The 25,564-nt window shown below is 71.8% G+C and carries 25 protein-coding genes and 1 pseudogene; 11 read left to right on the top strand and 15 right to left on the bottom strand.

Annotated elements, in window-relative coordinates; all coding sequences use genetic code 11:
- Positions 1-205 precede the first annotated feature (205 nt).
- A complete protein-coding gene (locus OG331_RS43935) occupies positions 206-730 on the bottom strand; it encodes a hypothetical protein (protein ID WP_406207840.1) in 525 nt (174 codons plus the stop codon).
- A 44-nt stretch (positions 731-774) separates the two neighbouring features.
- The gene (locus tag OG331_RS43940; RefSeq protein WP_406207843.1) at positions 775-2,136 is read right to left on the bottom strand and encodes a glutamate decarboxylase; all 1,362 of its coding nucleotides are present in this window, start codon (positions 2,134-2,136) and stop codon (positions 775-777) included.
- A gap of 326 nt (positions 2,137-2,462) precedes the next feature.
- Here OG331_RS43940 and OG331_RS43945 point away from each other — a divergent pair, with 326 nt between their 5' ends.
- Complete coding sequence (locus OG331_RS43945) at positions 2,463-2,942, top strand: potassium channel family protein (RefSeq protein WP_406207845.1); 480 nt, start codon at positions 2,463-2,465, stop codon at positions 2,940-2,942.
- A gap of 110 nt (positions 2,943-3,052) precedes the next feature.
- Here the strand turns inward: OG331_RS43945 and OG331_RS43950 are convergent.
- The 3 genes and pseudogenes from OG331_RS43950 to OG331_RS43960 all read right to left on the bottom strand — a co-directional run.
- Positions 3,053-3,436, bottom strand: a pseudogene (locus OG331_RS43950) (maleylpyruvate isomerase N-terminal domain-containing protein); the annotation flags it as partial.
- A gap of 16 nt (positions 3,437-3,452) precedes the next feature.
- Complete coding sequence (locus tag OG331_RS43955) at positions 3,453-4,421, bottom strand: alpha/beta fold hydrolase (protein ID WP_406207848.1); 969 nt, start codon at positions 4,419-4,421, stop codon at positions 3,453-3,455.
- 64 nt (positions 4,422-4,485) lie between these two features.
- On the bottom strand, positions 4,486-4,797 hold the full coding sequence (locus OG331_RS43960; protein ID WP_406207851.1) for a helix-turn-helix domain-containing protein: 312 nt from the start codon (positions 4,795-4,797) through the stop codon (positions 4,486-4,488).
- An 11-nt stretch (positions 4,798-4,808) separates the two neighbouring features.
- Between OG331_RS43960 and OG331_RS43965 the strand changes: the two genes are divergently transcribed.
- Positions 4,809-5,372 carry an HD domain-containing protein gene (locus OG331_RS43965; protein ID WP_406207854.1) on the top strand — a complete coding sequence of 188 codons (564 nt, stop codon included), beginning with the start codon at positions 4,809-4,811 and terminating at the stop codon, positions 5,370-5,372.
- A gap of 48 nt (positions 5,373-5,420) precedes the next feature.
- Here OG331_RS43965 and OG331_RS43970 read toward each other — a convergent pair whose 3' ends face one another.
- Entirely contained in the window at positions 5,421-5,999 is a 579-nt protein-coding gene (locus tag OG331_RS43970) for a dihydrofolate reductase family protein (RefSeq protein WP_406207856.1), read from the bottom strand.
- Between the two features lie 236 nt (positions 6,000-6,235).
- Here OG331_RS43970 and OG331_RS43975 point away from each other — a divergent pair, with 236 nt between their 5' ends.
- The 3 genes from OG331_RS43975 to OG331_RS43985 all read left to right on the top strand — a co-directional run bounded on the left by OG331_RS43975 (position 6,236) and on the right by OG331_RS43985 (position 9,247).
- Positions 6,236-6,799 (top strand): snapalysin family zinc-dependent metalloprotease, encoded by a 564-nt coding sequence (locus OG331_RS43975; protein ID WP_406207859.1) that lies wholly within the window; start codon positions 6,236-6,238, stop codon positions 6,797-6,799.
- A 227-nt stretch (positions 6,800-7,026) separates the two neighbouring features.
- Positions 7,027-8,013, top strand: coding sequence for a pyridoxal-phosphate dependent enzyme (locus OG331_RS43980; RefSeq protein ID WP_406207862.1), 987 nt, complete (start codon positions 7,027-7,029; stop codon positions 8,011-8,013).
- Between the two features lie 157 nt (positions 8,014-8,170).
- Positions 8,171-9,247 carry an NAD(+)/NADH kinase gene (locus OG331_RS43985; RefSeq protein WP_406207864.1) on the top strand — a complete coding sequence of 359 codons (1,077 nt, stop codon included), beginning with the start codon at positions 8,171-8,173 and terminating at the stop codon, positions 9,245-9,247.
- A 116-nt stretch (positions 9,248-9,363) separates the two neighbouring features.
- Here the strand turns inward: OG331_RS43985 and OG331_RS43990 are convergent, their stop codons facing one another.
- On the bottom strand, positions 9,364-9,873 hold the full coding sequence (locus tag OG331_RS43990; protein WP_406207867.1) for a hypothetical protein: 510 nt from the start codon (positions 9,871-9,873) through the stop codon (positions 9,364-9,366).
- 326 nt (positions 9,874-10,199) lie between these two features.
- Between OG331_RS43990 and OG331_RS43995 the strand changes: the two genes are divergently transcribed.
- Entirely contained in the window at positions 10,200-11,021 is an 822-nt protein-coding gene (locus OG331_RS43995; protein WP_406207870.1) for an aminoglycoside adenylyltransferase domain-containing protein, read from the top strand.
- 19 nt (positions 11,022-11,040) lie between these two features.
- Here the strand turns inward: OG331_RS43995 and OG331_RS44000 are convergent, their stop codons facing one another.
- On the bottom strand, positions 11,041-13,527 hold the full coding sequence (locus OG331_RS44000) for a beta-galactosidase (RefSeq protein WP_406210711.1): 2,487 nt from the start codon (positions 13,525-13,527) through the stop codon (positions 11,041-11,043).
- A 186-nt stretch (positions 13,528-13,713) separates the two neighbouring features.
- On the opposite strand from OG331_RS44000, the gene OG331_RS44005 reads away from it, so the two are divergent.
- Positions 13,714-14,292, top strand: a complete 579-nt coding sequence (locus OG331_RS44005; RefSeq protein ID WP_406207873.1) for a hypothetical protein — start codon at positions 13,714-13,716, stop codon at positions 14,290-14,292.
- 37 nt (positions 14,293-14,329) lie between these two features.
- On the opposite strand, the gene OG331_RS44010 is transcribed toward OG331_RS44005, so the two are convergent.
- Positions 14,330-14,971, bottom strand: a complete 642-nt coding sequence (locus OG331_RS44010) for a response regulator (protein WP_406207876.1) — start codon at positions 14,969-14,971, stop codon at positions 14,330-14,332.
- Complete coding sequence (locus OG331_RS44015) at positions 14,968-16,170, bottom strand: sensor histidine kinase (protein WP_406207879.1); 1,203 nt, start codon at positions 16,168-16,170, stop codon at positions 14,968-14,970. Before OG331_RS44015 ends, OG331_RS44010 begins: the two co-directional genes overlap by 4 nt.
- A gap of 235 nt (positions 16,171-16,405) precedes the next feature.
- On the opposite strand from OG331_RS44015, the gene OG331_RS44020 reads away from it, so the two are divergent.
- The gene (locus OG331_RS44020; RefSeq protein ID WP_406207882.1) at positions 16,406-16,975 is read left to right on the top strand and encodes a heme-binding protein; all 570 of its coding nucleotides are present in this window, start codon (positions 16,406-16,408) and stop codon (positions 16,973-16,975) included.
- Positions 16,976-16,988: 13 nt separating this feature from the next.
- Here the strand turns inward: OG331_RS44020 and OG331_RS44025 are convergent, their stop codons facing one another.
- Positions 16,989-17,585: a TetR/AcrR family transcriptional regulator gene (locus tag OG331_RS44025; protein ID WP_406207885.1), complete on the bottom strand. Its 597-nt coding sequence runs from the start codon at positions 17,583-17,585 to the stop codon at positions 16,989-16,991.
- A gap of 102 nt (positions 17,586-17,687) precedes the next feature.
- On the opposite strand from OG331_RS44025, the gene OG331_RS44030 reads away from it, so the two are divergent.
- From OG331_RS44030 to OG331_RS44040, 3 genes are read left to right on the top strand one after another with little or no spacing between them, the layout of a single operon-like run.
- Entirely contained in the window at positions 17,688-18,116 is a 429-nt protein-coding gene (locus tag OG331_RS44030; protein ID WP_406207888.1) for a nuclear transport factor 2 family protein, read from the top strand.
- Positions 18,113-19,009, top strand: a complete 897-nt coding sequence (locus tag OG331_RS44035) for an NAD(P)H-binding protein (RefSeq protein WP_406207890.1) — start codon at positions 18,113-18,115, stop codon at positions 19,007-19,009. Before OG331_RS44030 ends, OG331_RS44035 begins: the two co-directional genes overlap by 4 nt.
- Before the next feature lie 57 nt (positions 19,010-19,066).
- Positions 19,067-20,500: a hypothetical protein gene (locus tag OG331_RS44040; RefSeq protein ID WP_406207892.1), complete on the top strand. Its 1,434-nt coding sequence runs from the start codon at positions 19,067-19,069 to the stop codon at positions 20,498-20,500.
- 27 nt (positions 20,501-20,527) lie between these two features.
- On the opposite strand, the gene OG331_RS44045 is transcribed toward OG331_RS44040, so the two are convergent.
- The 4 genes from OG331_RS44045 to OG331_RS44060 are packed head-to-tail and all read right to left on the bottom strand — an operon-like array spanning position 20,528 to position 25,358.
- On the bottom strand, positions 20,528-21,544 hold the full coding sequence (locus tag OG331_RS44045) for a peptidogalycan biosysnthesis protein (protein ID WP_406207895.1): 1,017 nt from the start codon (positions 21,542-21,544) through the stop codon (positions 20,528-20,530).
- Complete coding sequence (locus OG331_RS44050; protein WP_406207898.1) at positions 21,541-22,848, bottom strand: MFS transporter; 1,308 nt, start codon at positions 22,846-22,848, stop codon at positions 21,541-21,543. The genes OG331_RS44045 and OG331_RS44050 overlap by 4 nt, the downstream gene beginning before the upstream one ends.
- Positions 22,845-24,104, bottom strand: a complete 1,260-nt coding sequence (locus OG331_RS44055; RefSeq protein WP_406207901.1) for an ATP-grasp domain-containing protein — start codon at positions 24,102-24,104, stop codon at positions 22,845-22,847. The genes OG331_RS44050 and OG331_RS44055 overlap by 4 nt, the downstream gene beginning before the upstream one ends.
- 3 nt (positions 24,105-24,107) lie before the next feature.
- On the bottom strand, positions 24,108-25,358 hold the full coding sequence (locus OG331_RS44060) for an ATP-grasp domain-containing protein (protein ID WP_406207903.1): 1,251 nt from the start codon (positions 25,356-25,358) through the stop codon (positions 24,108-24,110).
- Between the last annotated feature and the right edge of the window lie 206 nt (positions 25,359-25,564).

Consider the following 25,564-nt stretch of genomic DNA (forward strand, 5'->3'; position numbering starts at 1 on the left):
GCTCGCGTCAGCACGCAACCTGGTGGGGGGGTGGGGGGAGAGAACGGTGTGCTTACTGGCTCGCTACGGATGAGGATACTGAGACAGCACCGCTTGGTATAGACCAGCTGCGTCAGAAGTCGCCGCGAAGACGGTGTCTCGATTGGCGGGCCGTGATGACAACTCCCGCTCACCCCGCCTCACCCGCATCGGCGGGCGGGGCCGGTCAGCGTGAGACCGGTCCGACGCGGCGCACCCACACGGGGAAGGGTGCGGCCTCCGGCTCCGGCACGGTCTGCTCGGACTGGTCGCGCGCCTCCGCAAGGTCCGACCAGGCAACCACCCCCGGCTCCCGGTGGCAAAGGAAGCCCTCAACGACAGCACTGAGATCGCCGCAAGGCACGTAGGCGCCGCCAAAAGGCAGCTCGTCAGTGGTCACCGACCCGGTTGAGCACCGGAGCTGCCCAGCCTGCTCGTCGTGCCACACGTAGAACGTCGCCACGCCCGCGAAGCCCATCTCGCGGATACGGCGCCGGATGCCGTCGGCGGTCCGCTCGAAGGCGGAGACCACCTCCGGCACGGACAACGCCTCTCCGTCCTCAGCTTCCGCACTCAGCGACCAGGTGTTGGTTTCCCACTCCACCCGCCGGTCGTTCGGCTCCAGCACCACCGGCTCGTCCGCCACCTCGGCGATCCATGTCAACAGCACCCCAGAAGTATCCCGGCACAGCTCGGATGCCGGGCCGAGCATCGCACGACACCCTCATGCACGTTCCGCACCGGACCGGTCGGGTGTCAGTACGTGGTGTGGAGTTGCTTGGTGACTTCGGTCAGGTCGGCGATGAACATTGCGGCGAGTTCGGCGGTGAACCCGGTGCGTACCACCAGGCGCAGGACGGAGATGTCCTGGCAGGGGGCGGGGAAGGCATAGGCGGGCAGATGCCAGCCTCGTGCTCGCATCGCCTGGGCGACGTCGAAGACCGTGAAGCCCGGCGTGCCGGGTGTCAGGCGGAAGGCGAAGGCCGGGAGTTCGGAGCCGTCCGTGAGCAGTTCGTAGGGGGAGATGGCCTGGATGCGGGTGGCGAGCAGGCGGGCCGTCGTGCGGTTCTTCGCTGCCAGGTTGCGCAGTCCTTCGAAGCCGTACCTGAGGAAGCTGTAGTACTGCGCGACGACGTGGGCGCCCGGGCGGGAGAAGTTGAGGGTGAAGCTGGGGGAGCGGCCGCCGAGGTAGTCGACCTCGAAGACCAGGTCGTCGGGGAGGGCTTCGGCATTGCGCCACAGGGCCCACCCGAGGCCGGGAAAGACGTGCCCGAACTTGTGGCCCGAGGTGTTGATGGAGGCGACGCGCTCGAGCTGGAAGTCCCACATGAGCCCCGGGTCGAGGAATGGGGCCACCATGGCGCCGGACGCCCCGTCGACATGGACGGGGATGTCGGTGCCGGTGGCGGCCTGGTACCCGTCGAGGGCCACGCAGATGTCGGCAACGGGCTCGTAGGAGCCGTCGAAGGTGGACCCGAGGACGGTCACGACGCCGATCGTGTTGTCGTCGCAGTGGGCGGTGAGGGTGTCGGGGGTGAGGTGGTAGCGGCCCGGTTCCATGGGGACGAAACGGGGCTCGACCTCGAAGTAGTTGGCGAACTTCTTCCAGCAGACCTGGACGTTCGCGCCCATGACGATGTTCGGGCGGGCCGTGTCCTTGCCCTGGGTGCGCCGCCGGTCCTGCCAGCGGCGTTTGAGAGCCAGTCCGCCGAGCATGGCTGCCTCGCTGGAACCGGTGGTGGAGCAGCCGCGGACCTGCTCCGGGTAGGGCGCGTGCCAGAGCCGGGCCAGCATCCGCACGCAGCGCTCCTCCATCGCCGTGATCTGCGGGTACTCCGCGCGGTCGGCGAGGTTCTTCTCCGCGGTCTCCGCCATCAACTGCTGAGCCTGTGGCTCCATCCATGTCGTCACGAACGTGGCGAGGTTCAGCCGGGCATTGCCGTCGAGCATCAGCTCGTCCCGCACGCGGCGGCCGACCAGTTCCGGTGACGACGCCGACTCGGGGAGTTCGTCGACCGGCAGCACGAGGGTGTCGGTGGATGGGTGGCCGGGGTGGGGCGAAGAGGTGGAGGTGTCGGACTCGCTTGCGGGGAGGGCGTCGGCTTGCGGGATGGACATGAGTACGTGGATGCCTTTCTGGCCTGTGTGACCCCGTGCACTCCGACGCTAGATCCATGGGCGGCCCGCCATCCGTGCCGATTACACCGATCCGGTGACCGATTTGCAGACTGATGAACTGGATTTTCCCTTGTGCATACTGCTGGCGTCGCCGGAACGCGGTGGCCCTCCTCGGCGGCGATACGTCAGTCGCTCCGGGGCCGTGGCGCCGTTCAGGTCCGGCTGTGTCTCCTGTCCGTCGACCGGGGCCGCTGTTCGGGTCGGGGTTCCTGCCGCGCGGCGCGTTCTCGTGGGGCCGGCTTGGGGGGTGGCGCAGGATGCGGGGTATGTTTCCCGGTTTCCTGGCCCGGGTGGTCGAGCTCCTGTCGGGCCGTCAGGGGCGTTCGCTGCATGTGAGGGCGGCCGGAGCCGCGACGGTCGTCCTCGCGGTCGTGATCCTGGTGGGTTCGGGCCTCGTGGTGTCCGCCGAGCGGGGTGCGCCCGGGGCGCGGCTGACCTCGTATCCGCGGGCGCTGTGGTGGTCGGTGGAGACCGCGACGACGGTCGGGTACGGCGACTTCTATCCGGTGACGTTGTCGGGGCGGCTGATCGCGGTGGTGGTGATGGTCGTCGGGATCACGGCCTACGGGATGGTCACCGCGGCCCTGGCCACCTGGTTCGTGGGACGGGACGAGGAACGCCGACACCGACGCATGCACGAGGCGGAGCAAGCGGTGGAGCAGACGTATGCGGAGGTGACCCACGCGGTGCACGAGCGTTTCGATCGCCTCGAACGAATGCTGGAGGGCGACGGCAGGAGGCCGTGACTGCACCCTCCATACGGTGATCGACGTCCGTCGGCCAAGCAGACGAGTAGCCGGCGCATCGGCACGTCCTGGTCCTCCGGCGCCCAGGCCAGGAGCAGGTCGAACACACGTCGGTCGCCGTCGAGCTTCAGCGAGTCCACCGGGATACGGCCGTACAGGGCGAGGACCAGTTCACCGGCCGTGCCGCGGGCGGAGGCGGCGGCCGCGTCCGGGGCCTCGCCGGCTGCGGTGGGCATCGGGAGACGGGTGACCCGTGTGCCGTCGGCGGAGAGCGTCAGGCGCCAGGAGCGGCCCTCGGCGGCGTGGTGGTCGACGACGGTGGGCTCGTGCGGCCAGGCGGCCGTCCCCGCGCAGCAGGTGGACCACGTCCAGCAACCGCGATCCGGGCCGGCCTCCCGTAGGGCGTCCGGCAGCCGCTGCGTCGATGCGGCCGGCCAGGCCGGCAGGGCCTCGCGCTCCCGAGGTGCAGCCGGGGCGACTTGCACAGCCGCCACGGCGGACGCGCGACCGTCAGGAACAGGCCTTGAGGAACTCGATGAGCGCCGCGTTCACTTCCGCCGGGCGTTCCTGCTGTGTCCAGTGTCCGCAGCCCGCCAGCTTGAGGGGCTCGCGTCGGAGGTTGGGCATCCGGTCGGGGAGGCTTGCGATGAATTCGGGGGTGCCGGGGAAAGCGGGGACCAGGTCGCGGTCGCCGTAGATGTACAGAGCGGGCGGGGTGACGACCGCGCCGTGCCACGGTGCGGTCAGTTCCCAGTTGCGGTCGAGGTTGCGGTACCAGTTGAGGGCGCCGGTGAAGCCCTGGGAGAAGCTGTCGGTCAGTGCGTCGAGGTCCTCCTCGGTGAACCAGTCCGGCAGTACCTCCGGGTCCGGCATGGCTGCGAGCCAGCCCCGGTCCGGGTCGACCAGCGGCTGCTTCATCTCGCCGGAAACGGCGCCGGGAGCGTCGCCGGAAGCCGAGTAGAAGAACTTCCGCAACGCGGTGCGCGTGTCCTTGGCGAACTCGGCGTCGGCTGCACCGGGACGGTTGAAGTAGTTCCAGTAGAAGCGTCCGCCGAACCTCTTGTCCATGGCGGCCAGCGGTGGCTCGACCCCGCGGGACGGGGGCGGCACACTGAGGCCGGCCACTGCGCGGACCACGTCAGGCCGAAGCAGTGCGGTGTGCCAGGCGACCGGCGCGCCCCAGTCGTGCCCGACGACGAACGCCTGCTCCTCGCCGAGGGCGTGTATCAGGCCGACGACGTCGCCGACCAGGTGGAGGATGGTGTACGCGTCGACGGCGTCGGGGTGGTCGCTGCGGCCGTAGCCACGCTGATCGGGGGCGACCACGCGGAAGCCCGCGTCGGCCAGGGGGCCGAACTGGTGGCGCCAGGAGTGCCACGACTCGGGGAAGCCGTGCAGCAGTACCACCAAGGGGCCTTCGCCTTGCTCGGCGATGTGGAGCTGGATCCCGTTCACGTCGATCATGCGGTGCGCAACCATGTGCACGAGCGTACGTGCCGTGTTGTTCGGGCAGTTGTCCCGGTCCCGGGCGAGATACGCGAGGTCACGCGGGGGTGTGCGGCGGGCGCGTGGTGGCGAAGCGCCGTCGGTAGTCCGTCGGGGTCGTGCCCAGGTGGCGGGCGAAGGCGCGGCGGAGGGTTTCGTCCGTGCCGAGTCCGCTGTGGTGCGCCGCCGAGGTCACGCTGTGGCCGTCGAGGAGGAGTTGCTGTGCGCGGTTGAGGCGGACGCGTTCGACCCAGCGGGCGGGTGTGGTGTGCAGTTCGGTCCGGAACAGCCGGGTCAGGTGCCGGGTGCTGACGGTGGCCGCTGCGGCCATGGCGGGCAGGCTGTGGTCGGCGGCCGGGTCCGCGAGCACGGACGCGGTCAGTGAGTTCAGCAGGTCGCTGCGGGCCGGTGGGGTGGCCAGGGCTGTGGAGAACTGCGCGCGGGCGGGAGCAGGGGCTCCGCTTCGACCCTGAACTGCTGTACGTGGGGGCGATGTTCCACGACCTGGGGCTGACCGAGCGCTTCCGGCGCACCGACCGGCGTTTCGAGATCGACGGTGCCGACGAGGCCCGCCGCTTTTTGCGGGCCCACGGTGTGACGGGCGGGCCGGCCGACCGGGTCTGGACGGCCATCGCCCTGCACACCACCCCGGAGATCCCCCTGCACATGGCACCCGAAGTGGCCCTGGTCACCCGGGGTGTGGAGCTGGACGTCCTGGGCATCGGCTACCACGCCGTCTCCGACGAGCAACGCGCGGCCGTGGTCGCGGCCCACCCCAGGCCCGACTTCAAGAACGAGATCCTCGCCGCTTTCACCGGGGGCATCGAGGACCGCCCCGAAACGACGTTCGGCAACGTCAAGGCGGACGTGCTGGCCCACTTCTCGCCCGGCTTCGTACGCGGTGACTTCGTGGAGGTCATCCAGAACTCGGAGTGGCCCGAGTAGCCGGGTGTGCGCCCGGCAGCGCGGCGGGGCTGGGGTGCCTGGACGCGCTCAGGCATGCAGCGTGGGGCGATAGATGAGCTCCTGGATGTGGCCGTCGAGTGTCCGGTGCTCGATCAGTTCGAGGTCGAAGTCGGCCGCACCCTGGAAGATCGGGTCCAGCCCGGTACGGCCGGTGATCACAGGGAAGAGCGTCACCTGGACGCGGTCGACCAGGCCGGCGGCCATCAGCGCACGGTTCATCGACAGGCTGCCGTGCGAGCGCAACGGTACGTCGGACTCCTCCCTCATCCGGGCGACGACGTCGACGGCGTCGCCGCTCGCAACGGTCGCGTCCGGCCAGTCGAGGGGTCCTTCCAGGCTGGTCGACACGACCGTCGTCGGCATGTTCCGCATCCGCGTGACCCAGGGGTCACGTACCTCGGACTCCTCGGTGCTCGCCGCCAGCATCTGCGCGAACAGCCGATACGTGTTGGCCCCGAAGATCATCCGTTGCTCCTCGCCGTACAGGGCGAGGCGGTGGTCGAGGAGTTCGGGGCCCTGCTTGCCCCAGTAGCCGGTCCAGTCGCCGCCGGCGGCGCCGTAGCCGTCGAGGCTGGAAAAGACGTCGAAGGTGTACGTCGCGGTCATGATGCCCTCCTTGCGTGCGGGTGATCGCCTGCTGGAAATACAGACTGGCAACCAGGACGACACTCATCGCGTGACCGGCGACGCGACACGGCGGGCGAGAAGAAGAGCGTGACCCGCACGCGCCGGAAACAGGTCGGAGACCGCCTCGGATTGACGGATTCACGTCCACTCCCGCCGGGCAATGGGTCAGGGAATGTCATGAGCACGACTCCTCTTCCCCCACAAGGAGGTCGATCATGCACGTACGCAGGATGACCGGCGGCCTGGCCGCTGCCTGTGTGGTGTCCCTGTCCCTGATGGGTGGCCAGGCGGTGGCCGGTCCGCTCGACGAGGCGGACACCCCTCTGGCCGCCCGTGTCCTCACCTACGACGCCGGCGGCTCCGCGGAGTTCAGGAGCGCCGTCGACCGGGGCGCGGCGATCTGGAACGAGAGCGTCGACGCCGTCGAGTTGCGGCCGGCCGACGCCGGGCAGCGCGCGAACATACGGGTCCTCGCGGACAACGGCTGGCCGCGCGCCCTGCCCACCACGCTGGGCAACGGAACCGTCTACATCGGGCGCCAGGCCGTCGACCAGGGCTACGACACGATCCGCATCTCCGCCCACGAACTAGGGCACATCCTGGGCCTGCCCGACCGCAAGCCCGGACCGTGCTCCAGCCTGATGTCCGGTTCCAGCGCCGGTACCGCATGCACGAACCCGTACCCGGACGCGGCGGAGAAGGCGGAGGTCGAGGGGAACTTCGGCGGCGCGCTCGTCGGGCGGGCACCGGCGGCCGGCGCCGAACTGATCGTGGACTGACGCGTGCCGCACCACGCCCCCTGAGGCGGACGAGCCCGCCCGATGCCCTGCCGGCCGAAGTGCCGCAGGCACCGGGCGGGCTCGGATCAGCGGGTGACGTCGCCCTGTTCGATCCCGGCACCGGCCCGCCTGCTCGAACGGCCGCCGAGCGTTTTCGGGCCGGGCAGGATGGAACTCGCCGGCAACGCTGTCGGCGTTCCCGCAGAGTCCTGACAAGGGTGGTGCGCATGACCTCCGACGGCCGATTCCCACAACCGGCCTCACTCGGCACCTGGCCGACCCCGCTCGAGCCCGTGCCGCGCCTGGCCCGCGCACTCGGTCTCGGGCCGGACGACCTGTGGGTCAAACGGGACGATCTCACGGGCCTGGGCGGCGGCGGAAACAAGATCCGCAAGCTCGAGTGGCTGTGCGGCGCGGCGCTGGCCGACGGCGCGACGACCCTCGTGACCACAGGCGCCCCGCAGAGCAATCACGCGCGGCTGACCGCGGCCGCTGCGGCCCGGCTGGGCCTGGGTGCCGTACTCGTGCTCGCCGGCACACCCGGATCGTCGGCGTCCGGAAACCTGGCCCTGGACGGGCTCTTCGGCGCCAGGGTCGTCTGGGCGGGGTCCGCAGGCGGCGAAGCGCTCGCCGCCACGGCGGTTCAGGTGGAGCAGCAGCTGCGCACCCGGGGCGAGGTCCCGGTGCTGATCCCCTTCGGCGGTTCCAGCGTGACCGGTGCGCGCGGCTATGAGGAGTGCGGGCGTGAACTCCTCACGCAGGCCCCGGACATCTCCACCGTCGTGGTCGCACTCGGCTCCGGCGGGACCATGGCCGGTCTGGTCGGCGCACTGGGTGCCGAGCGCGTCCTCGGCGTCCACTGCGGCGCCGTCCCCGACCCTGCCGGGACCGTGGCCGCGCTCGTCTCCGGGCTGTCCGCCACACACCAGGTCCCGGAAGCGCTCAGAGTGCGGCTCGACCAGGTGGGCGACGGATACGCCGCACTGACCGAGCCCGTCATGGCCGCGCTGACCCTCACCGCCCGTACCGAAGGTCTCGTGCTCGATCCCGTCTACACCGGGCGCGCGATGGCGGGCCTCGCCGCAGCCGTCGAGGACGGCGACATCCGCCCCGGCCGGCGCACCGTCTTCCTGCACTCGGGCGGCCTACCCGGACTCTTCGGTCACCAGGCGGCCCTCACGAGAGCGGAGGCCGCGCTGACCGCCGACGACTGAACGGCTCGCCGCCGAGGCACAGGGGCCAGGGGCGAGGTGCCTTCTCCTCGGCCGCTGACCGCGCGTGCGGGGGCGGCGCAATGCAGGGATGCTCGAATGGGTCGGCTTGCCGGCCGGCAGCCATCAGCCGACCGGACGAGATGCCCTGGAGGCGGAGATGACGTTGAACCGGCTCGGCCTGGTCGTGCACGGCGGCCGTCCGGAGGCCGTCGAGGCGGCTCGGGTGGTTCGAGCGTGGTGTGAGGAGCACGCCGTGCGGTGCACGGACATCGACGTGTGGGGCGAGGACGGGCACCGCCGCGGTGCCCGTGCGGAGGTCGAGGCCGCGGGCAGTCCCGACCTCGTCGTCACCCTGGGCGGAGACGGCACCTTCCTGCGCGGCGCCCGGCTGGCCGCGCAGAACGACGCCCTGGTCCTGGGCGTCGATCTCGGGCGGGTGGGCTTTCTGACGGAGGTGCCGGCCTCCGGGGTGCGTGCCGCGCTGGACGCGGTGCGCGAGGACCGGCTGACGCTCGACACTCGCATGCTGCTCGCCATGCGCGCCTCCTGCCCCCTGAAAGTGCCGGCGGGTCTGGAGGAATGGGTGCGGTACGGCCGTGGCCCGCTCCTGCCGCCGCCCCCGGTGCGCCCGGACTGCGACATCAACGACGAGTGGGGCATCCCCCTCGACGTGACCGCGCTCAACGACGTCGTGCTGGAGAAGCTGGCCCGGGACCGCCAGGTGTCGGTCGGTGTGTACGTCTCCGGCAGGCTCCTGGCCGCCTACTCCGCGGACGCGCTGCTGGTGGCCACCCCGACCGGCTCGACCGCCTACAGCTTCGCCGCCGGCGGGCCCGTCGTCTCGCCGCGCGCCGAGGCCCTCGTCTTCACGCCGGTCGCCCCGCACATGGCCTTCGACCGGTCGATCGTCACGGCTCCCAACGAGGTCGTCGGACTGCGTGTCCTCGAACGGTCGGGACCGGCGGCCGTCAGCATCGACGGGCAGGTGCGGGGCGTGCTGGACCCGGGAGACTGGATCGGCGTGTACGCGGCGCCGCGCCGGCTGCGGGCCGTACGGCTCGGCCCGATGGACTTCTACGGCCGGCTGCGCGAGCGGATGAACCTGACCGACGCCCCGGCCGCCGTCGCCGACGGGAGTCCGGCGCCCCTGTGGTCGGTGAGCACGCCACCGCCTGGTGACCTTGCCCATCTGGCGCTGCTGGGGGTCCCGGACGGTCCGTCGACCATTCAGTGACAGCCGGTCGAAGGGGGCGCCGGCCATGGCGCGGTGCACGTCCGGTACCTCGTGATGCTGCCGTCTTGCCCCGCGCAGGAAGGCACCTGCACGGGGCGTCGGCGGGTTGTGCGGAGTCAGGCGCAGAGCACGCGCGTCTCCGGCGTGAAGACCGGGCCGCCGCTGGCGTTCGTCGCGTCGCTGAACTCGGCGTAGTAGTACGAGTAGAAGCCGATGTTGCCGTTGCAGCCCGAGTCGGCGGCGACCTGGAGGGTCAGCGTGACGGTGCGGCTCTGCCCGGGCGGGATGGTGGCGCCGTAGTTCTGGCCGAGGTTGCTGGGCCCGGTGCCGGCGCAGGGCGTGCTGCCGGCGGCGGTGGCGAGGGTGCAGCCCGTGAAGCCGTACTTCAGGTCGGGGCGCTGCGTGGTGAGCCACGTCGGCTCGATCGTCTGGTAAACGAACAGGACGTCGTACGTCTTGTTGTTGGTCAGCGTCATCGAGAGTTGCACCGTGCCGCCGGGTGTCGTGGTGGCGGAGTCGGCGGTGAACGTCAGGGCGGCCGGGGCCGGGTCGGCGCTCGCGCTGGGGGCCAGACCGAACACGGCGAGCAGGAGACCGAGGACGGCGGAGAGACCCAGGCGTCTCATACGTGGTGATCGCATGGCCCGGGAGGCTAGGCATCCGGCGTGTACGTCGTCTGCCCCTCGAACGGCGCTGCGGTCATCGACCGGCCGAATGTGTGCCTCGTGTAATGGGTGTGCGTCGACGATGTGAATCCCCTGCTGGGGGCGCATATGTGCACGGCAAGAGGCGGGACGGGCCGCCTGCCGGGTGCGGCGAAGTGCCCGTAGCCCGCGAGGTGACTGATGCCGATATTGGCGTGATTACGGATGTGCCGGGTGCCGTGGCGCGTCGCCCGGTGCGGAGGTTCTCGGGCATTCGTCGATTTCCGGCCTGGGCGGACACTGACGGTATGACCCGGACTCTCGTGGACCCGTACTCCGTCCCGGACGAACTGCGTCCCTACCTCCAGGAGGTCGTCCACCGCACGCACGCCCTGTACGGATCGCACCTGGTGAGCGTCATCGCCGTCGGCTCCGTCGCGCTCGGCGACTACCGGCACGGACGCAGCGACGTCGACGTGACGGTGGTCGTGGACGGCGCCCTCCCCGGCCGAGCGCGCCCCGGCCGAGTCCTCCCCGAGCTGGCCGCCGCACTGGCCCACCCCGCCCTGCCCTGCCCCGCGACGGGACTTGAACTCGTCGTCTACGACCGCGACTTCGCGGCCCGGCCTTCCGGCGAGGCCGGGTACCTGCTGGACATCAACACGGGACCGCTCCTGCCCGAACGGGCCAGCCTCGACCCGTCGCAGTCGCCCGCGTTCTGGTACGTCATCGACCGTTCCGTCGCCCGGCAAGCAGGCCGCGTGCTGTACGGCAGGCCGGCGCGGGAGGTGATCGCCGAGCCCGCACGCGCCGACGTGCTCAGGGCGCTCCGGGCCTCGGTCCGGGAGCACAGTGCCGGTGAAGGGCATCTCGCGGACAACCGGGTCCTCAACGGCTGCCGCTCCGTGCAGTTCTGCCGTACGGGCCGCTGGCAGGCGAAGCGCCGGGCGGCGGAGGCGGTCGCGGCAGCCGAGGAACGCTTCCGTCCGTTGTTGCATGCCGCACTGCACAGCTACGAACGCCCCTCCCGCACTGCCGCGACCACTCTGCCCGCCAACGACGTACAGGGCTTCCTGGCCTGGGTGGCGGAACGCGTCGACGAGTCCGTCGACGCGGACCGGAGCGGGTAGCGCCGCACGCCCCACCCCCTCAGCCTGTCGGCGCCCCCAGCCACAGCGCACGGACCTCCGGACCGACGTCCGGGCCGTTCGGCCCCTCGATCCCCTGGACGAGCAGAGTCAGGCCCGGCCATCCCGGCGGTACCCAGAGCGAGTCCGGGTCCCCGCCCGAGAAGGCGGGCCGGTCGCCGACCCAGACGCGGCCCACGCACTCACCGCCGGCCCATCCGGTCACCCGCACCTGCGCGGCGTCCAGCCGGACGAGGTATCCGTCCGCGGACGAAGGCAGGTCGACGTCGAGCCACGCCTCCTCTCCCGGTTTCAGGGCAAGGGGCAGTCGCACCGCCTCCGTACGGTGGCCGGGGCGGGTGGCGAACTCCGTCAGCAGCTCGTCGTCCTGCACCGCGCACGACCAGTCCCGTACGGCGTCGAGCGCGAGCAGTTCGGCGCGCAGGCCGGGACCGCTGGGGTGGTGCGGCAGCGTGACCGTGACGTGGTGGGTGCCGGCGGGCAGCAGCAGCCAGGGGTTCTCGGCGTGGACGGTCACCGGCTCGCCGTCGTCGACGCTCACCCGCAGCGGTTCGACGACCCCGCGCAGACGCAGCGCCGACGGGGTGGGGGAGTGGACCGTACGGGAGTAGCCGACCGGGGCCGCGACGCGGGTGCTGCTCCAGCCGCCGAGCGCGCGGGTCGGCGCCGGGGTGCCCGCCCAGTGTCCGTGCACGGTCCACAGCGACGACACGTCCGTCGTCGTGCGGACCTTCCAGAGGGTGCCCAGCCCGCGCAGCGCGCCGAGGCGGAGCGCGGGCAGGCGGGCGTCATCGAAGTTGGCGTGGCCCCAGATCTCCACGACGGCCTCGATCGCGACGCTGCCCGTCACGTCGCGCACGTCGATGCGCCGCGCCGCGCCGAACCCGGCGATCGGCGGGTGCGACCGGCCCGCGACGGACAGGTCGACGATGTCCGCCGCGCCGGTGAGCAGCAGCTCATCGATGTCCGTCAGATCCGTGGCGGTCCGGTAGGCGCCACGGCCCCGATACACCCCGAGTGACTCCAGCGCCGGCGGCAGCGCGTGCAGCCCGGCCGGCTCCTCGGGGGCCCTGTCGCGCCGCCGCCGCACCTCATGTACGGCACTCGGCGCGGACTCGCCGGGCCGGTGCGGCGCGTCGTCCACCTGCACCGTGCCGCCCGGTTCGACCGACCGCAGCCGCGCGGCCTGAGACGTCGGCAGGACGACGAGCGCCACTCCGCCCACGGCCTGCCGCTCGGACACCGGGACCTCGGTCCGCGTCCCGTCCAGGACGACGGTGACCGGCACGTCGGACGAGAACACCAGCACCCCGTCGGCCGCCGCCACGAGGTCCGCCGAAGCGAGCGTCAGGGTCGCGTCCATGCCCCACGGCCGCAACGGCACATCCACCGCCATCAGGGGACACGAACCCGGTGCGACCGCGACCGGCACGCCCCGGACGACCGCCGTACCGGGAGCCGTTCCCAGATGCGCCACGGCCACGAGTCGGCCGCCCTCGGGGAAGCCCAGCGCCGCCGGGTCCGAGCTCGTCGGGAAGTCGCAGGCCACCTCGGTGTCCAGGGCGCCCGGGACGGCGACGGCCAGTCGGTCGCCCCACACCTCGACGACCCGCGCCAGCACCTGCGCCTCGGCGTATTCCGGCCGCTCCACGCCGGTCGACGTGACGTAGCCGCCGAAGTCGTAGCCATGGCTCATGAAGTTGCCGGGGCGACCCCAGTTGCCGCTCGACGGGGTGTACCCGAAGTTCCAGCCGGACGACTGGAGATACGGCGCGATCAGCTTGGCTCCGCCCGCCAGCAGCCGCCGTAGCGTCCGATGGCGCCGGTTGGTCTCGGTGACGAGCAGCGGCACTCCGCGCTCCGCGACGAGGGCGGCATAGCGGCGCACCTCGGCCTCGATGTCCGGGGAGTCGTCGTCCGGGTAGAAGTTGCAGGCCGGCACGACACCGTCCACGTCCCCGGTGGCGCCCGCGAGGTCGCCCTGGCCGGAGCAGGCGATCAGCGGGACGGTGATGCCGTGACCGCGTGCCGCCTCGCGCAGGGCGGTGAGGTAGCCCGGGCGGTCCGTGCAGTCGAAGAAGTCGAGCTCGTTCTCCAACTGCACCATGATGACCGGCCCGTTCGCCGGATGCTGCCGCTCGGCGAGCAGCGGCAGCACCTGGTCGAACCAGGCGATGACCCGCTCCAGATACCGCGGTTCGTTCTGACGTACCCCCAACTCCCCGTCGAGGCCCAGCCATGCGGGCAGGGCGCCGCCGTCCCACTCGGAGCAGATGTACGGGCCCGGCCGTGCGATGACGTACAGACCCACCTCATGCGCGAGGTCCAGGAATGCCGCAACGTCCCGCCGGCCCTCGAACGACCAGCGGCCCGGCGCCAACTCGTGGAAGTTCCACGGCAGATAGACGTCGACGCAGGTGTATCCCGACGCCCGCACCTGTTCGAGCCTCTCGCGCCACTGCTCCCGGGGCAGGCGGAAGTAGAACAGCGACGCGCACCTCGAGTGACGGTTGAGCTAACCCTCGTTAAATCTCCCTACAAGCCCTTGATTCCTACGAGTTTCAACCTGCACGACTCGCACACCACCGAGGTCCGCTCGAACCCGGTGTCCCGTGTCGCCGCTTGCGGCAGCGAAGTCGGGACCCCTCCCGGGGGTCGTCCCTACGATCGCGGCATGTTCTCGGGACGAGGTGCGATCAGGCGGACGTGGCCGTTACCGCCGGCTGTGGCCGCCGGAGTGCTGCTGGCCGCGTGCAGTGGCGATCCGGCGCCTGCCAAGCCGACGCCGTCGCAGGCGAGATCGTCGGCGTCGGCCACCGCTTCAGTGGTCCCGGACTCCTCCGCGTCCGCAACGACATCGCACCTGACGCGGGACATCAAGGCCGCCTACGATGCCGCGACCGACGCGTACCCGGACGTCGACCTGGACAAGTGCACGAGGACGACTTCCCTGGACGACAGGCGTTGCGGGGCCGCGCTCAAAGCGGCCGAGAACGTCGCCGCCGACACGGAACGACGGCTGCGGGTCAAGAAACCCGAGTACGCGGACGTGTTGTACAGCCACGTCTTCCTCACCACCAGCGCAGTCAAGGACGGGATCGACCGGCTGCGTGACCCGATTCCCTGTTACGGACTCAGCGACGCGGCAGAGCCTCCGCCGCCGCTTCGGGCAGAGGCCGAGAGCATCTGTGCCGAGGGCGCCGACATCTTCAAGAGCGAGTGGGGGATCTTCCTCAGCAGCGTCACCCCTTGAGCTGCAAGTTGGCGTACCGCTCCAGGCCCGGCGCCCCTCACGGCAGCAAACGCTGTTCCTTCGCCACCGCCACCGCGCCTGCCCGGGTGTCGACGCCGAGCTTGTCGTAGATGCGGCGCAGGTGGGTCTTGACGGTGGCCTCGCTGATGAACAGGGCGCGCGCGATGTCGCGGTTGCCGATGCCGCGGGCGAGCTGGGTGAGGATGTCACGTTCGCGGTCGGTGAGGGTGGGGCGGGGTCGGCGGAGGTTGGCCATGACGCGGCCCGCGACCGGCGCGGACAGGGCAGGGCGTCCCTCGGCGGCGGCCTGGATCGCGGCGAAGAGTTCGTCGGGGCGCTCGGCCTTGAGCAGATAGCCGGTGGCGCCCGCCTCGATGGCGCGGGTGATGTCGGCGTCGGTGTCGTAGGTGGTCAGGACCAGGACGTGGGGGGAGGCGCCGGGGGCCGACGTCAGGCGGCGGGTGGTTTCCACGCCGTCGATGCCCTCGCCCAGTTGCAGATCCATCAGCACCACGTCCGGCGCGAGTCTCGCGGCCAGCGCGAGCGCTTCCTCGCCGGTGCCGGCCTCCCCGACGACCTCGATGTCAGGCGCGCTGTCGAGCAGCGCGAGCAGGCCGGCCCGTACGACGGCGTGGTCGTCGCAGACCAGGATGCGTACGGCAGCGCGGTCGGGGGTCATCGGGGCGCCTCCAGGGGAACGGCCGCGGACAGGACGGTGCCCTCACCGGGCGCGGAGTCGACGGTGAGGGTTCCGCCGAGCGCGCGCAGCCGGGCCCGCATGGCGGGCAGTCCGTGGCCGCGTTCGGCGCCGGGGGAGTCGGGAGTTGCGGCCGGGTCGAAGCCGTGGCCGTCGTCGGAGACGTCCAGGACGGCCTCGTCGTCGAGCAGGGTCAGGGTGAGGGCGGCGCTGCTCGCGCAGGCGTGCTCGCGGACGTTGGCCAGGGCGCCCTGGGCGATGCGCAGCAGGGCGGACTGGACGCGGTCGGGCAACTGCGGGAGGCGCTCGGCACCGTCGACGTGGACGTGTACGGAAAGGTCGGCGCCGGACTCTCGCCCGGCCAGCGTGCGCAGGGCCTGATCGAGGCCACCGCCGGCGAGGTCGGCGGGGGCCAGGTCGTGTACGAAGCGCCGGGCCTCGGCGAGGTTGTGCGCGGCGACGGACGCGGCGGTGCGCACATGGGTGCGGGCCTTGTCCGGTTCGGTGTCCCACACCCGGTCCGCCGCCTGCAGCAGCATCTGCTGGCTGGACAGGCCCTGGGCGAGCGTGTCGTGGATCTCCATGGAGAGCCGCTGGCGTTCGCCGAGAGTGCCCTCGCGGCGTTCGGAGGCGGCGAGTTCGTGGCGGGTGCGGATCAGGTCGTCGATCAGGACGCGCTGGCGCGCGGTGTGCCGTTCCATCTGGAGGAAGACGGCGGTGGCGAGGGCGGCGACGGCGGGCGGCGCGAGGACCAGGTTCGGGTCGAAGCGGCCCGACAGCTGCACCTGCGCGGCGACGACGAACACCGTCAGGACCGCCACGAGCACCAGAGCCGCGCGGGCCGGCAGCGTGCGAAGACCGGTGTAGAAGAGGGGCACCGCGCACCAGGCGAAGCTGGGCGCGAGCACGACCAGGACCATCCACACCACGACGACCAGCGCCAGCCAGGCCGAGTGCCGCCGCGTGGGCCGGGGGCGCGTGCCGCCGGCCCTCGGCCCCAGCAGATGCAGGACGGCGAGCACCACGCACAGCGCGATGATCCAGGGAGTACGCGGTTCGCCGGGATGACGCAGCACGAACCGGGCCAGCGCTCCGCCGAGCAGCAGGAAGAACGCCGCGTGCATCACGACGCCGAGCCACCGGGTGTCCACGGTGCTCGGCTCGTACGACCGGTTCGGCATCCTGGACCCGCCTCCTTCCCTGCTCACGCCCGCTGAACTGGGCAAACACCTCCATTGTGACCCGGCGCAGGGCCCGGGCAGGTCAACCGATCGGATGACCCCGGTGTCGTCCGTCGCGCTGCCCCCATCCAGCCGGAACGTCGACGGTCCCGGCCCTGTTTCGGGCCGAGGGTGGAGAGCGGACGAAGCGGGGCGGCAACCGGGCCGCCCGCCCACCGAAGGAGTGGACCGACCCATGAACCCCGTGCACAAGAAGTTCTCCCGCCGCGCTCGCGTCGCCACCGGCGGTGCCGTGCTCGCCGTCGTCGCCCTGGCCGGCTTCGGTGCCGTGTCCGCCAACGCCTCGGCGCCCGCCGCGACGCCCGCGACCGCCACCTCGGCCAACGCCGCTGCCCGGGCCACGACCACCTCCACCCATCTGACGATCGACGCCGCCACCAAGGCGGCACAGGCCGCGCTCGACGCCGCCGAGAAGGAGAACCAGCGCGTCACCGTCGCCGTCGTCGACCGCAACGGCAACACCGTCGTCACCCTGCGCGGCGACGGCGCCGGCCCGCAGTCCTACGAGTCCGCCGAGCGCAAGGCGTTCACCGCGGTCTCCTGGAACGCCCCCACCTCCCAGCTGGCCGAGCGCCTGGAGCAGGCCCCGAACCTGAAGGACATCCCCGGCACCCTGTTCCTCGCGGGCGGCGTCCCCGTCACCGCCGGCAACGCGCCCATCGCCGGCATCGGCGTCGCGGGCGCTCCGTCCGGCACGCTGGACGAGAAGTTCGCGCAGGCGGGGGCGAACTCGGTGGCCCGCTGACACCTGGACCGCTTCACGCGCCGCTGCCGAGCACTTTGGCGGTGAACCTCGCTAGTTGCTCACGCAGCTCCTCGCGTGGCTCCGCCTTCTCCCCGGCCAGGTATGCGACGAGGTCGGCCCGGGTGGCGGCGAGCAGCGCGTGGGCGGCGAAGTCGCTGCCGGACATGCCCGGAACGCGGTCCAGGAGATCGCGGAGCAGGGAGTGCCAGCGCTCGTAGTGGTCCGCGTGGTAGGGGCTGTCGGCGCCGGTTGCCTCAAGTGCCAGTGCGAGATGGCGGTTGTCGAGCTTGAAGCACAGGACGGCGTCGAGCAGGGCCGGCACGCGCTGGAGGGGCGGCGTGGCCGGGCCCAGCGGCGCAGGGCCCTCTGCCACGGCGATCCTCAGGGGTTCGAGTCGCGCGCTCACCAGCGCGTGGATCAGGCCCGTGCGGTCGCCGAAGGCGCGGAAGAGGGTCGCCTTGCCGACGCCGGCCGCCGCCGCGATGTCGGCCATGGTGACCTCGTCGGGGCTCCGGCATTCGGCGAAGAGGGTGTCGGCGGCCGCGAAGGCGGCTGCCCGGTTGCGGGCCGCGTCCTTGCGGGGCTTGCGTTCGGCCGTGGGCGTCGGCATGGGGCTCCTCCGTTGCTCCTCCGCTTGAAAAGCGGACCTGCGGTCCGTATCGTTCACGGAAGAAGCGGACCGCTGGTCCGTATCGTACGGGAGGACACGCCCATGCCCGCAACCACCTCACCGGCAGATCTGTACCGCCACAGCCTGCGGCTGCTGCTCGACAAGGACATTCCCGCCTGGGTCGGCCTCTGGGCCGACGACGGCGTCATGGAGTTCCCCTTCGCGCCCACGGGCTGGCCCGCGCGGCTGGAGGGCCGGGAGGCCATCGCCGACTACATGCGCCACTACCCGGACCACATCGACCTGCACGACTTCCCCGACCTGCGGATTCACGAGACGACCGACGCCGGGACCATCGTGGTCGAGATGCGCGGAGTGGGCCGTACGGTCGAGACCGGAGGTGTCTTCGACATGACCTACATCGCCGTCGTGACCGTCCAGGACGGTCGCTTCACCTCCTACCGCGACTACTGGAACCCCCTCGCGGTCCAGGCACCCGGCGTGGACTTCACCGGAACCAGCGCCCGATGACCGTCGCCCGCACCGCTCTCACCCGCACCGCCCTGGTCATGGGCGCCACCGGCACCACGGGCAGCCGTACCGCCGCACAGCTGATCGCCGCCGGCCACCGCGTCAAGGCCGCGAGCCGTCGAGCCACGCTGCTGCCGGGCACGGAACCGGTCCGCTTCGACTGGTACGACACCGCCACCTTCGGCGCCGCCCTCAGCGGGGCCGACAGCGTCTACCTGGTGCCGCCGATCGGCGATCCGGACCCGGCCGCGGTCATGCTGCCCTTCCTCCGGCAGGCCCGCGCCTGCGGTGTGGAGCGTGCCGTACTGCTGAGTTCCTCGGCGATCCCCGAGGGCGGCCCGGCGGTGGGAGCGGTGCACCGGGCCCTGCCCGGCCTGTTCGACGAATGGGCGGTGCTGCGGCCCTCGTGGTTCATGCAGAACTTCACCGGCACGCACGCCCACGCCGACAGCATCCGCGACCACGGCGTCATCCGCACCGCCGCCGGGGGCGGACAGGTCGGCTTCGTCGACGCCGACGACATCGCCGCCGTCGCCGTACGTGCCCTGACCGACGACCGCGCCCCCGACTCGGACCTGATCCTGACCGGGCCGGAAGCACTCAGCCACGACGACATCGCCGCGATCGTCACCCAGGTCACCGGCCGCCCCGTCACCCACGACCGCCTGACCCACGACGACATGCGTGACCGTCTCGCAGCGATGATCCCGCTGGAGTTCGCCACGATGCTGGCCGAGATGGACCGCGCCATCGCCGGGGGAGCGGAGGACCGGACCACCGACACCGTCCTGCGCGTGACCGGCCGCCCGCCGAACGGGTTTCGGGTGGTTGCGGAACGGGAGCTGGCACCGACGCAGGCTCAGACGGTGCCGGAGACCGGTCCCACCCGGTAGGGGAGCGTCGCCGCCGCCCCGGTACGGAGACCCGCCCCGCGGGGAAGGATGACCCTCATGGCGAGCATCGTCGTACTGGGTGCCGCGCTCGGCGGCCTGCAGACCGCTCTGCTGCTGGCCGCGGACGGCCATCAGGTGACCGTGCTGGAGCGCGACCCGCATCCCCCGCCGTCGGATCCGGACGTGGCGTGGGCGCGGTGGCAGCGCCCCGGCATCCCGCAGCTGCGCCTCACCCACCTCCCCCTCGCCCGTTGGCTTCAGCTGGCTGAGGCACACCTGCCGGACCTGGCCGGGCAGATGACGGCGGCCGGGGCCGTCCGCATGAACGCGCTGGCACCCGAACCGGGCCTGCGCGGTGGCCTGTTGGCCGCCGACGCGCGCTTCGACACGCTGGCGGCCCGGCGGTGTCTGCTGGAGTACGTCGCCACGCGCGCGGCCGAGGCCGCCGGTGTCCGCATCGAGCGGGGGGTCGCGTGCCGGGGCCTGCGGAGCCGGCCGGATGGCGGACGCGGCGTCGGCCGTTCCGCGCCCCACTCCCGCGCACCGCACGTCACCGGGGTGGACACCAGCACGGGACCACGGACCGCCGATCTCGTCGTGGACTGCACTGGGCGCCGTTCGCCGCTGCCCTCGTGGCTGCGTGACCTCGGTGTGCCGGGCCCGGTCGAGGAAGCGGGGCGGCGCGGATTCACGTACTACTGCCGCTACTTCCGGTCGGCCGACGGCGCCCTGCCCGCGAGTACGTTCCCCCTGATCGAGGAGCACGGTTCGCTCGGCCTTCTCCGCATCCCGGCCGACCACGGCACCTACTCGCTCGGCCTCATCAGCCGCAGCGACGACCACGAACTGCGTCGGCTGCTGCGTCACGAACGCGCATGGTCGGCCGCGGTGCGCCTGTTCCCCGGCGCGGACGCCTGGCTGGAGGGCGGTTCCCTCACCGACGGGGTCCAGATCATGGCCGGACTCACGGACCGCAAACGGACCCTGTACGACGCCGAACTGCCCCTTGCCACCGGGCTGGTGGCCGTCGGCGACGCGTGGGCGGTCACCGTGCCGAGCATCGGCCGCGGACTGGCGATGAGCCTCCAGCACAGTCTGATGCTGCGTGACGTCCTCCGGCAGAACGGCACCGGTGACCCGGTCGCCCTCGTCACCGCCTTCGGCCGAGCGACGCGGGACGGGCTGGGGCAGGTGTACCGGCAGTGCACCTCCTACACCCGGCACCGCCTCGCCGAGATGGACGCTCACGCAGCCGGCCGCCCCTACCGGCACCCCGACCGGGACCGGGCGAGGGCACTGACGCTCCTTGCCGGCCGCGACCCCGACGCACTGCGGGCGGAGCGGGCCGGCGCACATCTCCTGCCCGGTGCGGGGGAGGAGCTGAGCGCTCCGGCCCTGGTGGAGGCGGTGACGCGGGCCGTACCGGAAGTCGAGCAGCGTATGCCGCCGGGCCCCTCGCGGTCGGAGGTCCTCGACGCCCTCCGCGCCTAGGGCCGAGTGCCCGGGCCTCGGCGTACCTCATGCACGCCCCTCCGCCCGCGTGTCAACGAGCGCGTACAACCCACTGACCCGCGCCCCACGCAACCGCTTCGCCTCGATCGCCTTCATCCCGGCGTGCAAGGCGGTCGTGCCATGGCGGTACGCGTCCTCGATCGGCTCGTAGTATGTGAGGGCGAAGTACGCGAACGGAGCCGGGCGTTCGGGGTCGATGCCGACCGCGCGCAGCCAAGTGGTGCCGCCCTGGTGGTAGTAGAGGCAGAAGCCGGTCATGCGGTGACCGTCGTAGGCGGCGACGACTCGGGCGCGTTCGCCCATGGCGTCGGCCTGTCGTTTCAGCAGGCCCGTCATCGCGTCGGTGTCGTCACCGTGGCCGTGGGATCGCTGCAGCGCGGCCAGAAGCCGCCCGGCGTCCTCGTAACAGTCCATGAGGTACAGGTGACGTACGTCGAGCTCCGCCGCTTCGAATGCCGCACGTTCGTGGCGTATCGCCACGCGGCGCTTGGACGGCAGGGCCGCCAGATAGTCGTCGAACCCGGCGCCGGGCAGCGGAATCGTCGCGTCGTCCTCCATGCGGTGCGGGGGCGTGTCGTACAGGGGCGCGAGCCGCTGCATGGCGGGTTCGGTCAGATAGGGCCACCAGTGCGAGGTCCCGTGCCGGCCGGCGTGGTCGCGTGCCGCAGCGCGGAGCAGGGACAGGCATTGGAGCTCGACATCGCCGGGAAGGCCCGGGTCGGTCAACGGCGTGTTGTGGTAGCCGCGTCGGGCGCCCGCGATCACGCGCGGCCTCTGCGCGCCGGGCGGCAGATGCGCGGGCTCGTAGTAGGTGTTGGGCTCTCTGTGCACGAGGTACAGGGGCGCGGCCGCGGCCAGGGCGCCGTCGTGGTCGCGGATCACCGCGTACGAGGCGGTCGCGGTGGGGTCGCTCTCCTCGCCGGCGAGCCAGCGGTGCGACAGGTACACCCCCGCGTGCTCCGCGAGCCGGTCCCAGTCCGCCGCCGGCACGTCGTGGACGCTGCTGACGATCTCGGTCTTCATGTCTGCTTCCTTTCGCCGTGCGCGGCAGGGGACTTGAGGGCGGGGATCGCCGCAAGGGCGACGAGACACGCCACGCCCTGCACGGTCCAGGGGAGCAGGGCGTGGGTGTCGAGGAGGCCGGTGAACAGGGCGGGGGCGGCGATGTTGCCCGCGGACCAGGAGAGTTGGTAGAGGCTCTGCCGGCTGCCACGGGCGGCGCCGGGGGTGAGCGTCACGGACAGCTCGCTGACGGCCGGCGAGTAGAAGATCTCGGCCAGGCTGAACAGCACGATCGCAGTGACCAGTGCCGGCCATGCGGGCAGGTCGGCGTCGGGCAGCGCCGGCGCGGCGAACGCCGGCATGGCGCACACCAGCAGGACATGGCCCAGGGCCATGGTGTGCCGGGGCTGCCCGGGGGCGGCGTGTGCCGTCAACGGGCTGGTGAGGGTGGAGACCATCGCGGTGTTCACCGCGAGCAGGATGCTCGCGGACCAGGCAGGCAGCCCGAGCGTCTCGGTGGCGTACACGGCGATGAGCACCGACAGTATGGCCTGGGACAGGACGAAGGGGATGTTGCACGTCACCAGGAGCAGGTATCGGCGCATGTCGCCGGCGTCGGACCTGGCGCGTGCCGCCCGGTCCTCGCTCGGCGGCTCTTCGGGGGCGCCCTGCGTCGACGGGCTCTTCGGAACGGGCCGCGGCGGCGGGCTCGTCGGAACGCGGGCGAAGCAGAACGCCGCCAGCAGATACAGCGGTGCCGCCGTGGCGACGAGCCACGTCAGGGCGTCCGTGCCGAACAGGGCCAGCGTGCCTGCCGCCAGCAGCGCCCCGACACCGATGCCTATGTTGCGCAGGCTGCCGGTGAAGGCGAACCAGCTGCGTGTCTCCGCGGCCGGTGCGGCGTGCAGGATCAGCGTGCGCTGTGCCGTGTAGTAGGAGTTGATGCCGGACTGCACCAGAAGGTAGGCGCCGGCGATCTGCCAGGGCCGCTCGGCGAGGAGGAAGGAGAGGAAACCGGCCGCGCTGACGACGTTGGCGATGACGGTGAGGCCTCTGGGACCGCGCCGGTCCATGACCCGGCCGGCGACGAAGACGACGGGCAGGGCGGCCAACTGGCCCACGGTGACGGCCGCTCCGACCGCGGCGAGGGGCAGATCGCGCACGGTCGTGAAGTACAGCAGACCCACTGGCAGAAGCATGCCGTTGCCGAGGGAGTCGATGAGGTTGCCGGTGATGAACCGGCCGTGTCCGCGTGTGGCCGGGATGCCGAGCACGCGACGCAGCCGGGACACACAGGGGGCACGGGGCGTGACGGTGCCGGTCATGGGGTGAGCAGGGCCCGGATCTTGCCCAGGATCTCCTGACGCGGCCAGCCCACTGTCCGGTGCAACTCCTCCAGTTGCTTGACGGTCTGTTGCTCGTCCCCCTCGGTAAGCGTGAACACGACGATGTCACCGTGACTGGTGTCGTCGATCACCAACTCGTGGGCCGTCACCAGATTCAGACGGGCAGTCAGTTCCGTCCGTGCCGGCTCCGGAAGGCGTTCGGGGGAGAGGAACTCGATGGCCCATCCCGTACGTCGCACGGGGGCCGGGCTGTAGTGGCCGCGGGCCATGGCCGCCAGGGCGTCGAAGGTGTTCGTCGTGGAGGCGGCGCAGGACAGTGTGGTGGCGCCGCCGATCCGGGGGTTGATCTCCAGGACCACGTACCGCGACCCGGTGTAGATCATGTCGACGTTGACGGAGCCGTGGACGCCGAGGCCCTCGCACAAGGCGATCAGCTTCGCCGCGACGGGTTCGAAATCGGCGTCGGCCTGCGGCCGGGGCCCGCACCAGCGCAGGTCGGCGAAGGTGAACACCGGCTCGGTGCCCGCCGTGCCGGTCCAGCACACGGGCAGTACACGGTACTTGCCCGGCTCGCCCACCACATCCACCGAGCACAGCGCTCCCGCCACACACTCCTCGATCACCGCGGACACCTCGGGCGGATCGGCGAGGTACGCGTCCAGAGCGGCGGCGTCGGGCAGCGCCCTGATCCCCATGCTGGTGGAGTCCCACAACGGCTTGGACAGCAGCGGATGGCCGATGCCGGCGGCCGAGGCGCGCAGGGCGTCCGTGTAGGCGGGAAACGCCACCCCGCGCCCGGCGAGCAGATCGGAGTCGACCTTGACGCCACGCGGGGTGTCCAGGCCCGCGCGGGCGAGGAGTTGCTTGGTCTCCCACTTGTCGCACAGGGCCAGGGTCGACGCCAGCGGGGTCATGACCGTGGGGATTCCCCGGGCGTCGAGGATTGCCTTGACGGTGGCGTCCCGCAGCGCGTTCTCGCAGGGCAGGGAGATGGACACGGCGGCGTCCGCGCCCCACGCGGCGACCTCGTGGGCCAGTTCGGCGGGTGTGACGGCGGGATCGAGGCGGCGGCGCGTGCCGGGGAAGTCCCCTTCGTCCGCCGTGCCGTGCGTGTGGAACAGGCAGCTCTCGACGCCCTGTCGGGCCAGGTCGCGGACGGTTCGCTGGATGTACGGGTCGGCGCGTCGGATCTCCACGGACCGCAGGAACGCGATCTTCCGGACGGGACTGGGCACGGATCAGCTCACTTTCACCAGGGAGTCGGCGATCACTTGGCCGGCAAGGCGGCGGGCCTCGTCGACGGACGCGGCGCGTGCCACGACGTGCCCGACCCGGCCGGAACTGTCGGCCGGTGCGGGCACCCGTTGTCCGGGACGAATGTCGATGTGGCTGTGGGTGCCGGGCAGGTCGGGGATGAGGACGTCCTCCACCACCCCTGCCCGGTCGGGCAGCAGAAAGCGCAGTGCGGCCGCCTCCTCGCGGGTCGGCGCGATGTGCGGCAGCCGCCCGGTGACGGCCTGCAGATAGGCGACCGCTTCACTGACGCCGGTCGCGGCCTCGACGATCTCGCAGATGTTGTCGCCGGGCAGCCGGGCCCCGGTCTCGATGACGACAGGCTCGCCGCCGGGAGGGACCTTCACCTCGGTGTGGGCGATGCCGTTGCGCACCCCGACGGCGAGCGCCGCACGCGCCGCGGTGTCCTGGACCGCCCGTACCGTGCGCGGGTCGAGGCCGGCCGGGCAGGAGTGCCCGGTCTCCACCCGGTAGGTGCCCGCCGTGGTGTCCTTGCGGACCACGGGCAGCGGATAGGGCACGCCCTCGTGCACGACCGTGTCGGCGGAGAACTCCTCGCCGGGCACATAGCTCTGCAGCAACACCCGTGAGTCCAGCGGCAGACCGTGCGGCTCGGCGCGGGTGAACCGCCCGGCGGCGGCCACCGCGGCATCGAGTCCGTCCGGGCCCGCCACCACGCTCACGCCCCAGGAGCCGCCCTGCTCGGCCGGCTTGACGACCAGCGGCCACCCCAACCGGCCGGAGGCGGCCACGGCGTGCGCCTGCTCGGCGCCGGTGACCACCGCCTCCGCGGGGGCCGCCACACCCGCCGCGCGAAACGCCTCCGCCATGAGGATCTTGTTGCGGGCTGCCTTGGCGCGCAGCGGATCGTTGCCCGGCAGGCCGAGGCGCGCGGCGAGCAGGGCGGCCAGCGGGGTCAGCAACTCCCAGCAGGCCGCGACTCCTGCGATGCGATGCTCCCGGCAGAACACCTCCATGTCGTCCAACGCGCGCTTGGTGTCGGCCAGTTCGGTCAGGCACACCCCGGCGAGGCCGCGGGCCAGCCACGGTTCGTAGCCGGCGTGCACCCGCTCGTCGGTGGCCGCGTACAGCCGTATGCCCAAGCGGTCCGCTGCCTCCGTGAGGAAGCGTCCCGCGTTGCCCATCGGCTCGATCACCATCACGCCGGTCGTGCCCGGCTCGTCGCTGCTGTCCACGATCCCAGTGGATCGGTCACGGCGGCGCACCGTCCATCGGGCTGTTCTCTGAAAACAACTTGCTGATGACAGGCCCGAGTTGGCGGAAGCCACAACGATGACGTCCCGCCGGGGTGCGGGAGTTGGTGCACAACACCGATAGCTTCAACAAATTGTTGCGTGTTCGGATCGGGGTGCACGGTCAACCGAACGGCATGGTGCGAAGG

This window comes from Streptomyces sp. NBC_01017, assembly GCF_045162795.1.
Classification (GTDB): domain Bacteria; phylum Actinomycetota; class Actinomycetes; order Streptomycetales; family Streptomycetaceae; genus Streptomyces; species Streptomyces machairae.

Coding starts and splice junctions, on each gene's coding strand:
- OG331_RS43970 (WP_406207856.1), bottom strand. CDS start 5,999: ATGACCGCGACGTACACCTTCGACGTCTTTTCCAGCCTCGACGGCTAC.
- OG331_RS43990 (WP_406207867.1), bottom strand. CDS start 9,873: ATGAGACGCCTGGGTCTCTCCGCCGTCCTCGGTCTCCTGCTCGCCGTG.
- OG331_RS44040 (WP_406207892.1), top strand. CDS start 19,067: ATGGCGAGCATCGTCGTACTGGGTGCCGCGCTCGGCGGCCTGCAGACC.
- OG331_RS44030 (WP_406207888.1), top strand. CDS start 17,688: ATGCCCGCAACCACCTCACCGGCAGATCTGTACCGCCACAGCCTGCGG.
- OG331_RS43995 (WP_406207870.1), top strand. CDS start 10,200: ATGACCCGGACTCTCGTGGACCCGTACTCCGTCCCGGACGAACTGCGT.
- OG331_RS44050 (WP_406207898.1), bottom strand. CDS start 22,848: ATGACCGGCACCGTCACGCCCCGTGCCCCCTGTGTGTCCCGGCTGCGT.
- OG331_RS43940 (WP_406207843.1), bottom strand. CDS start 2,136: ATGTCCATCCCGCAAGCCGACGCCCTCCCCGCAAGCGAGTCCGACACC.
- OG331_RS44025 (WP_406207885.1), bottom strand. CDS start 17,585: ATGCCGACGCCCACGGCCGAACGCAAGCCCCGCAAGGACGCGGCCCGC.
- OG331_RS43945 (WP_406207845.1), top strand. CDS start 2,463: ATGTTTCCCGGTTTCCTGGCCCGGGTGGTCGAGCTCCTGTCGGGCCGT.
- OG331_RS44010 (WP_406207876.1), bottom strand. CDS start 14,971: ATGACCCCCGACCGCGCTGCCGTACGCATCCTGGTCTGCGACGACCAC.
- OG331_RS43985 (WP_406207864.1), top strand. CDS start 8,171: ATGACGTTGAACCGGCTCGGCCTGGTCGTGCACGGCGGCCGTCCGGAG.
- OG331_RS44020 (WP_406207882.1), top strand. CDS start 16,406: ATGAACCCCGTGCACAAGAAGTTCTCCCGCCGCGCTCGCGTCGCCACC.
- OG331_RS44015 (WP_406207879.1), bottom strand. CDS start 16,170: ATGCCGAACCGGTCGTACGAGCCGAGCACCGTGGACACCCGGTGGCTC.
- OG331_RS43935 (WP_406207840.1), bottom strand. CDS start 730: ATGCTCGGCCCGGCATCCGAGCTGTGCCGGGATACTTCTGGGGTGCTG.
- OG331_RS43980 (WP_406207862.1), top strand. CDS start 7,027: ATGACCTCCGACGGCCGATTCCCACAACCGGCCTCACTCGGCACCTGG.
- OG331_RS43955 (WP_406207848.1), bottom strand. CDS start 4,421: ATGGTTGCGCACCGCATGATCGACGTGAACGGGATCCAGCTCCACATC.
- OG331_RS44045 (WP_406207895.1), bottom strand. CDS start 21,544: ATGAAGACCGAGATCGTCAGCAGCGTCCACGACGTGCCGGCGGCGGAC.
- OG331_RS43975 (WP_406207859.1), top strand. CDS start 6,236: ATGCACGTACGCAGGATGACCGGCGGCCTGGCCGCTGCCTGTGTGGTG.
- OG331_RS44035 (WP_406207890.1), top strand. CDS start 18,113: ATGACCGTCGCCCGCACCGCTCTCACCCGCACCGCCCTGGTCATGGGC.
- OG331_RS44005 (WP_406207873.1), top strand. CDS start 13,714: ATGTTCTCGGGACGAGGTGCGATCAGGCGGACGTGGCCGTTACCGCCG.